Origin of the sequence: Plantactinospora alkalitolerans, from assembly GCF_015690345.1 — a bacterium.
GTDB lineage: Bacteria > Actinomycetota > Actinomycetes > Mycobacteriales > Micromonosporaceae > Plantactinospora > Plantactinospora alkalitolerans.
Genome location: NZ_JADPUN010000219.1, coordinates 1 through 6,460, shown reverse-complemented (window position 1 = coordinate 6,460; position 6,460 = coordinate 1). Strand labels below are relative to the sequence as shown.

6 protein-coding genes and 2 pseudogenes are annotated in these 6,460 nt (G+C 71.1%); 1 reads left to right on the top strand and 7 read right to left on the bottom strand.

Going from position 1 to position 6,460, the window contains the following annotated elements; genetic code table 11:
- The 7 genes and pseudogenes from I0C86_RS43730 to rpmH form a co-directional block, all read right to left on the bottom strand.
- Positions 1 to 318, bottom strand: a pseudogene (locus I0C86_RS43730) (hypothetical protein); the annotation flags it as partial.
- A 505-nt stretch (positions 319 to 823) separates the two neighbouring features.
- Positions 824 to 1,804: a 16S rRNA (guanine(527)-N(7))-methyltransferase RsmG gene (locus I0C86_RS43725; protein WP_230394728.1), complete on the bottom strand. Its 981-nt coding sequence runs from the start codon at positions 1,802 to 1,804 to the stop codon at positions 824 to 826.
- A gap of 8 nt (positions 1,805 to 1,812) precedes the next feature.
- Positions 1,813 to 2,319 carry a Jag family protein gene (locus I0C86_RS24765; protein ID WP_323373833.1) on the bottom strand — a complete coding sequence of 169 codons (507 nt, stop codon included), beginning with the start codon at positions 2,317 to 2,319 and terminating at the stop codon, positions 1,813 to 1,815.
- 489 nt (positions 2,320 to 2,808) lie between these two features.
- Positions 2,809 to 3,849, bottom strand: coding sequence for a membrane protein insertase YidC (yidC, locus tag I0C86_RS24760; protein ID WP_196203673.1), 1,041 nt, complete (start codon positions 3,847 to 3,849; stop codon positions 2,809 to 2,811).
- On the bottom strand, positions 3,846 to 4,109 hold the full coding sequence (gene yidD / locus I0C86_RS24755) for a membrane protein insertion efficiency factor YidD (RefSeq protein ID WP_192771946.1): 264 nt from the start codon (positions 4,107 to 4,109) through the stop codon (positions 3,846 to 3,848). The genes yidC and yidD overlap by 4 nt, the downstream gene beginning before the upstream one ends.
- Before the next feature lie 26 nt (positions 4,110 to 4,135).
- A complete protein-coding gene (gene rnpA, locus I0C86_RS24750; protein ID WP_196203672.1) occupies positions 4,136 to 4,570 on the bottom strand; it encodes a ribonuclease P protein component in 435 nt (144 codons plus the stop codon).
- Positions 4,571 to 4,605: 35 nt separating this feature from the next.
- A complete protein-coding gene (rpmH, locus tag I0C86_RS24745; protein ID WP_192766194.1) occupies positions 4,606 to 4,743 on the bottom strand; it encodes a 50S ribosomal protein L34 in 138 nt (45 codons plus the stop codon).
- 762 nt (positions 4,744 to 5,505) lie between these two features.
- Between rpmH and I0C86_RS43720 the strand changes: the two are divergent.
- Positions 5,506 to 6,460: pseudogene (locus I0C86_RS43720) on the top strand (hypothetical protein); the annotation flags it as partial.

Below are 6,460 nucleotides of genomic sequence, written 5' to 3'. Positions count from 1 at the left end.
GTCCCGGGGTCGGGGCGGTTCCGGAGCACGTCCGGTCCGCCGGGCCGGCTCCGGCGGCGGCACGGAGGCAGAGGCGACCGCCGGATAGGACGCGTCCGGATGCGGAGCCGGACGGATCGGCTGCGCCGGCAGGTCATGTCCTGGCGGCGCGACCCGGGCAGTCCCCCGACTCGACCCGGCGGGTGGCGCGGAATCATGCCCGGCCGGCTCGCCGGTCCGGGTCGGCGGCCGCACGCGCCCGCTGGCCGACCAGCCCTCGTAGTCGGTTTCACGTGAAACATCGGCGTCACCGGAGTGGTATCCCCCGGAGTCCGTCATCTCTGGATCGTCATACCTACCGTTGTCATGCACCGTGTCATCCCTGCCAGCTTCGGATGGTGTCAGCCCCATCACCGCTCATGCCCGCGACTTCGGGCGTAGCGCGCGGTCCGCCAAGAAGCAGCGAAGGCCTGAGACGCCACCCGCTGCCCGGTCTACACTATCGACGCGCGGTCAGCCTACGGCCGCTGGGCGGAATGAGCCACGGCTGTCCGCTGGGTGAATCATCGTGGCGCCGGAAACCACATCCGGCACGGGAAGCCCGGCCGTCCACTCGTCGCTTCCCAGACGCCGTCGAAGCCAGGTCGAACAGCCATATCCCGACCCCCGGCCCACGCCCCGCGCGTTCGCGACCCGCGCGCCAGCCGTTCGATCGGCTGCGCGGACGGGGTGCCAGCGTGCCGACAATCACAACCACCGACGCTCGACCAGTCAGCGGATGAACCGAGTGTCCGGCACGATCCAGCCGAGTCGATCATCCATTGGGGACCGAAGGTCGGAAAGGCTAACGGCGGGGCTTGGCGCGGCGTCCGGCTGCCGAGCGCGGTGTCGACTCTCGTGCCGCCCCGACCACCCGCTCGCGGACAATCTCGACCACGGTGGTCGGCGGCTCGAGGATTCCCGTCCCGCACTGCCGGACGACCGGCTGCGCACCACCCAGCCGGCGTACCGCCGGGGCGGTGTTCGCCACCTCGTCGGCGGCGGTGGCGCCCTTGAGCGCGAGAAGTCGTCCTCCCGGTGCGGTGAGCGGAAGACACCAACCGGCCAGCCGATCAAGTGGCGCGACGGCCCGAGCCGTCACGATCTCCGCCGGCACGCTCAGCTCGGCTGGAAGCTCGGACAACTCGACCGGGAGACTTTCCGGCGCGACCGAGCGGTCCGGACGCGCCGGTGATCCGGGCTCGGCCCGGTACGGAACGGACGACCGACGGTCCGCCGCCGTACGCCGCTCCGAGTTCCGGCCGGTACGGCGCCAGGCTGCGGGGATCTCCTCCGCCCGGGCCCGGAGCACGGTGACCGAATCACCGAGTTCGAGTGCCGTGACCACCTCGGCCAGGAACACGGCGCGTCGGGCCAGCGGTTCGACCAACACGATCGTCAGGTCGGGCCGGGCGATCGCGAGCACGATGCCGGGCAGGCCCGCTCCCGAGCCGACGTCCACCACCGAGGCGCCGGACGGAATCAGCTCCGCCACCACGGCACAGTTGAGCAGGTGACGGTCCCAGATCCTCGGTGTCTCACGGGGACCGATCAGACCACGGACCACACCCGCCCCGGCGAGAAGTTCCGCGTACGCCTCCGCGAGCGGCAGCCGGTCGCCGAACAGCGTACGGGCCGGGACGGTCAGTTCGGCGGGGAGCGGTGCCGCCGGAACGACACCCTCGTCGGCGACCGGGGCGGAACCGTCGCCGCCGTCCGTCGGGGATACCGGAAACGGCCCGGGCGGCAGTTCGCCACCCGGGCCGGACATCGGACGGTCCGTCATTGATTCGCTCAGTCGACCGGGCGTACGACGATCCGGCGATTCGGCTCGACGCCCTCCGACTCGCTCTCCACTCCCGCGATGGCGTTGACCACGTCGTGGACGCACTTGCGCTCGAAGGCGGACATCGGCTCCAGCCGGACGGCCTCGCCGTGCTGCTTGACCTTCTCCACCGCGTTCTTGGCGACCGCCGACAGCTCCTTGCGCCGGGTCGCCCGGTAGCCACCCACATCGAGCAGGAGCCGGCTGGGCGAGCCCGTCTGCCGGAACACGGCGAGCCGGGTCAGTTCCTGCAACGCCTCGAGCGTGGCGCCCCGCTGGCCCACCAGCGCCTGCAACCGGCCGCCCACGACCTCGACGACGGGTCGGCCGGCCGAGACCAGTTCGTCGATGTCGCCGTCGTAGTCGAGGATGTCCAGCAGTCCTTCGACGTAGTCCGCGGCGATCTCGCTCTGCCGGAACAGGTCCACGTCGCTGGTCGCCGCTGCCGGCTTCGCGCCGTTGGTGCTCGCGGCCACGTCACCGGCCGCCCGGTCGCCGCCGGTATCCGCGTCGTCCTCGTCCTCGTCCTCGTCGTCCGCGTCGTCCTCGTCCTCGTCGTCGTCGTCCTCATCGGCTTCGCGATCCGGACCGCCGCGCCCGCCGGCGACCTCGTCGACGTCCGCGCTGTCCCCGGCTACCGAAACGGCCTCGGTGGTCTCGGCCTCTGCGGCCGGTCCTGCCGCCACGACAGGATCGGTGTCGCCGATGGGCTCGTCAGCGCGCGGGATACTGGTGTCGGTCACGGTGTCATCTCCGTACTCTCTCGGCCGGACCGTACGGTCGGCGCTGGTTTCCCGGGTCCGGCGGGAGATCGCCGAATGCCACGGGCACGTCTGTCGCGGGCAGCACTGCCCGTTTGTGCGCGGGGAGCGATGGACCTCGGGCCGGCGCCAGCGCTGGTGGCAGCACGGCCCAGAGTCCTACCGGGCCGCCGGCGCGACTGGCGCTGCCGGCGGCCCGTCGCGTCAACCCTGACGCTTCGCCGGACGCCCCTTCTTGGGGTTGACCGGCTTGGCGCCCGGCTTCGGGGCCAGCGCCTTGGTGTCCACCACCGGCTTGCTCTCGGGCTGCGTGCCGTTGGCCTTGGACCGGCTGAACCGACCGGCCGGCTTGGCGGGCTTGGCCGGCTGCACCGGGTTGCGGGAATCGGTGGTCCGGCGAGGTCCGGTGGTACGCCGAGCCGACTCGCCCGGCTTGGGCAGCCGGGCGGCGGTGGGCGGCGGCGGGTACTTACGGAGCACCCACTGCTGCTGAGCGAGGGTGAAGAGGTTGTTCGTGACCCAGTAGATGACCACACCGATCGGGAAGATCGCACCGGAGACCAGCAGCGAGGCCGGGATGCCGTAGAGCATCAGCCGCTGGATCATCCGCTGCTGCGGGTCCTCGGCCCAACCGGTCTTGAGGATCATCTGGCGGCTGGTCAGGTAGGTCGTGGCGATCATGATCGCCACCAGCACGCCGGCCAGGATCTTGACCGAGGTGCCACTGGCGTTCAGCCGGGCCAGCTCCGCCGCGCTGGATCCGAACTTGCCCGCGATCGGCACGTCGAAGAGCCGGGCGTGGGTGGCGCTCTCGAACTGGTCGACGGTCCAGCCGTACTTGGTCTTGCCCTGGTTGATCGGGTCGAGCCGGCGCAGCACGTGGAACAGGCCGATGAAGACGGGAGCCTGGAGGAAGATCGGAAGGCAGCCCATCAGCGGGTTCGCCTTCTCCTTCCGGTACAGCTCCATCATTTCTTTCTGGAGCGTCTCCCGGTCACCCTTGTGCTTCTCCTGCAATGCCTTCAGCTGGGGCTGGATCGCCTGCATCGCCCGCTGCGACTTGATCTGCTTGACGAAGATCGGGAAGAGGATCACCCGAAGGGTGACCACCAGGAAGATGATCGCCAGGATCCAGGACCAGTTCGTACCCAGGAACGCACCGGTCGACACCCCGATGGCGTCCCAGGCCGAGTGCCACAGCAGCAGGATCCACGAGATCGCCCAGTAGATCCAGTCGAGACTCAATTCGGGGCTCCAGTCACATCGGCATGGCGGCGTCCGCCCGGCTCCGGTACCGGGTCATATCCACCGGGGTGGAAGGGGTGGCAGCGCAACAACCGCCGGACCGCCAGGAAGGCTCCGCGAAGCGCGCCATGTCCCGCGACCGCCTCCAGGGCGTACGCGCTGCACGACGGATGGAACCGACAGCGGGCCGGCAGCGCCGGGCTTATCCAACGACGGTACGCGACGATGGGTCCCGCCAGCACTCGGGCACCGAGTGTCATCCCGGACGACTCGTCGATCGGGTTGGTCACCGGGACCGCCGAGCGGATTTTCTCGGCGCCCGAGCCGCGGCGATGGCGGCGTCGAGATCGGCTCCGAGCCGGGCGTACGAGGCTTCGGCGGCGGCGGGCAGCGCGCGTACCACGAGGGTGGTGCCGGCGGGCAGTCCGGTCAGCCGGTCCCGGACGAGGTGCCGGAGCCGGCGGCGGACCCGGTTGCGGATCACGGCGCCGCCCACGGCCTTGGAAACGACGAAGCCGGCCCGGACCGGCGCGGAGTCCTGCTCCGCGTCGGCACTTCGGGCCGGCTTCGACGCTGTTCTGGTCAATGGTGATCGGGACGGGTCCGGTGTGCCGGTCGAATGGAGGTGGACCACGAGGACGCCACGATTGGCTCGTCGCCCACCCCGGATCGCTGCGGCGAAGTCACTGCTGCGCCGCAGTCGCTGTGCGGCCGCCAGCACGACTACCTACATCCCCGGACCGGCCTTGCCAGCCGTCAGGCCGACAGGCGGGTACGACCCTTGCCACGGCGGGCAGAGAGAATGGCGCGGCCTGCCCGGGTGCGCATGCGCAGCCGGAAGCCGTGGGTCTTCGCGCGGCGGCGGGTGTTCGGCTGGTAGGTGCGCTTGCTCACGTCAGGCTCTCCGTCGTCGTACGCCCCGGCGTGTGGCATCGGGGTCGTGTGATGGTCTGGCGTTGGCCGCCTGGGCGGCCGGGTTCGATTGCCGTCTGGCATCGTTCGCTGCCCAGCACGGGCTGCGGTCGGCAGTCTCTCATCACCCTAGCAGAGGGCGACAGAGCAACCGTTGGAGCCTACGCAGGCCGGCAGTGAGCGTCAAACAGAACGGACGCCCGGCTTCCGACCGAGCCACCGGGCCGAACCGGTCGGGCCGGAATCCGGATCGTGAGCCGGTCGAAGCATCCCACCACGACGCCGCTGCCCGGTTCGTCCGGATGGTCGTGACCACCCGGCCCATCACCGCAGAGCGGGTGAAACCGGGCAGCTAGGCTGGCCCACCGAGCGGGGTTTTTCGCTGATGTTGCCAAGGTGTCGGCGGGGCCGACGGTTGATGGGGTGTGGACAACGCTGTTAGCGTGCGCGTTTGCACGTCAGCGTCAGGTGGTGGGGGTGCCGCTGACGGGCAAAACCGGACAAGCTCGTCGATCGTTCGACAGATGAACCCGCGTCAGCGCCATTTGGAGCCGGGGCGACGGCACGGACGCCCGGCCGGGCGACAACAATCAGTCGATACACAGGTTGTGGATAACTTGTGGACGGCGTCGGCAACTGCCGGGCGCCGCGTCGTGCCTGTTCACGCACGATAGCAAGCCTGAAACGGTCGACTTGGGCGGCAACGGCGGCCGGAGACGCAGAGGCGATGGGGGTGGCGCGACGGTGGCCGACACGATCGACCTTGCCGCGGTGTGGTTGGCGACGACCGAGGAACTGGCTGACGAGATCGTCTCGGCTCAGCAACGCGCCTACCTACGGCTGACCCGACTGCGCGCGATCGTCGAGGACACCGCACTGCTCTCCGTACCGGACGCCTTCACCCGGGACGTGATCGAGTCCCGGCTCCGGCCGGCGATCACCGAGGCGTTGTCGCGCCGGCTGGGCCGGGCGGTCCAGGTGGCGGTCACGGTACGACCTCCGGACGACGCTCAGACCCGCCCGACCGGTACCGGCTATCCCGCCGGTACCGACTCCGCCGGGCGCGCCGCCCCCGCGGGGTACCAGTCGGTCGGCCCCGCAGCGGGCTATCCCGGCAGCAACGACCCGACCGGCGGATACGGCGGTCCGGGGCCCTCCAGCGGCTACGGCCCTGACCCGTCCACCGGCTACGGCGGCCCGGACCAGAGCGGCGGATACGGCGGCCAGGAGCAGAGCGGCGGATACGGCGCCCCCGCCCCGAGCGGCGGGTACGGCCCCGAGCCGCCGCGCTACCCCGGTGGTCCGGGGCATGGGGAACAGGGCCAGCGCAACCCCGATCCCGGGTCCGACCAGGGCGGCCGGGAGCCCGGCCCGTTCGCCGGCTCCGCGCAGCAGCCGATCACCGGTTCGGCGCGACCGCCGGGGCGCCCCGGCGACGGCGGACGGCCCAACCTCATCCCGGCCAGTCGGGACGGCCAGGAGACGCTGTTCGCCGCGCCCTACCCCGAGCCGTACCGGCCGACCGCCCCGCACCAGGACCGACGCGGTTTCGACGAACGGGTCAACAACGCCGGCGACATCGGCCAGTTCGGCACCGACCACCGTTCGCCGGACCGCCGCTACCACGACGGTCGGGACGGCGCCGGACGGCTGGGCCCCGGCCGGGACGGTGGTACGGACAGCGGGCCGGGCCGCTGTC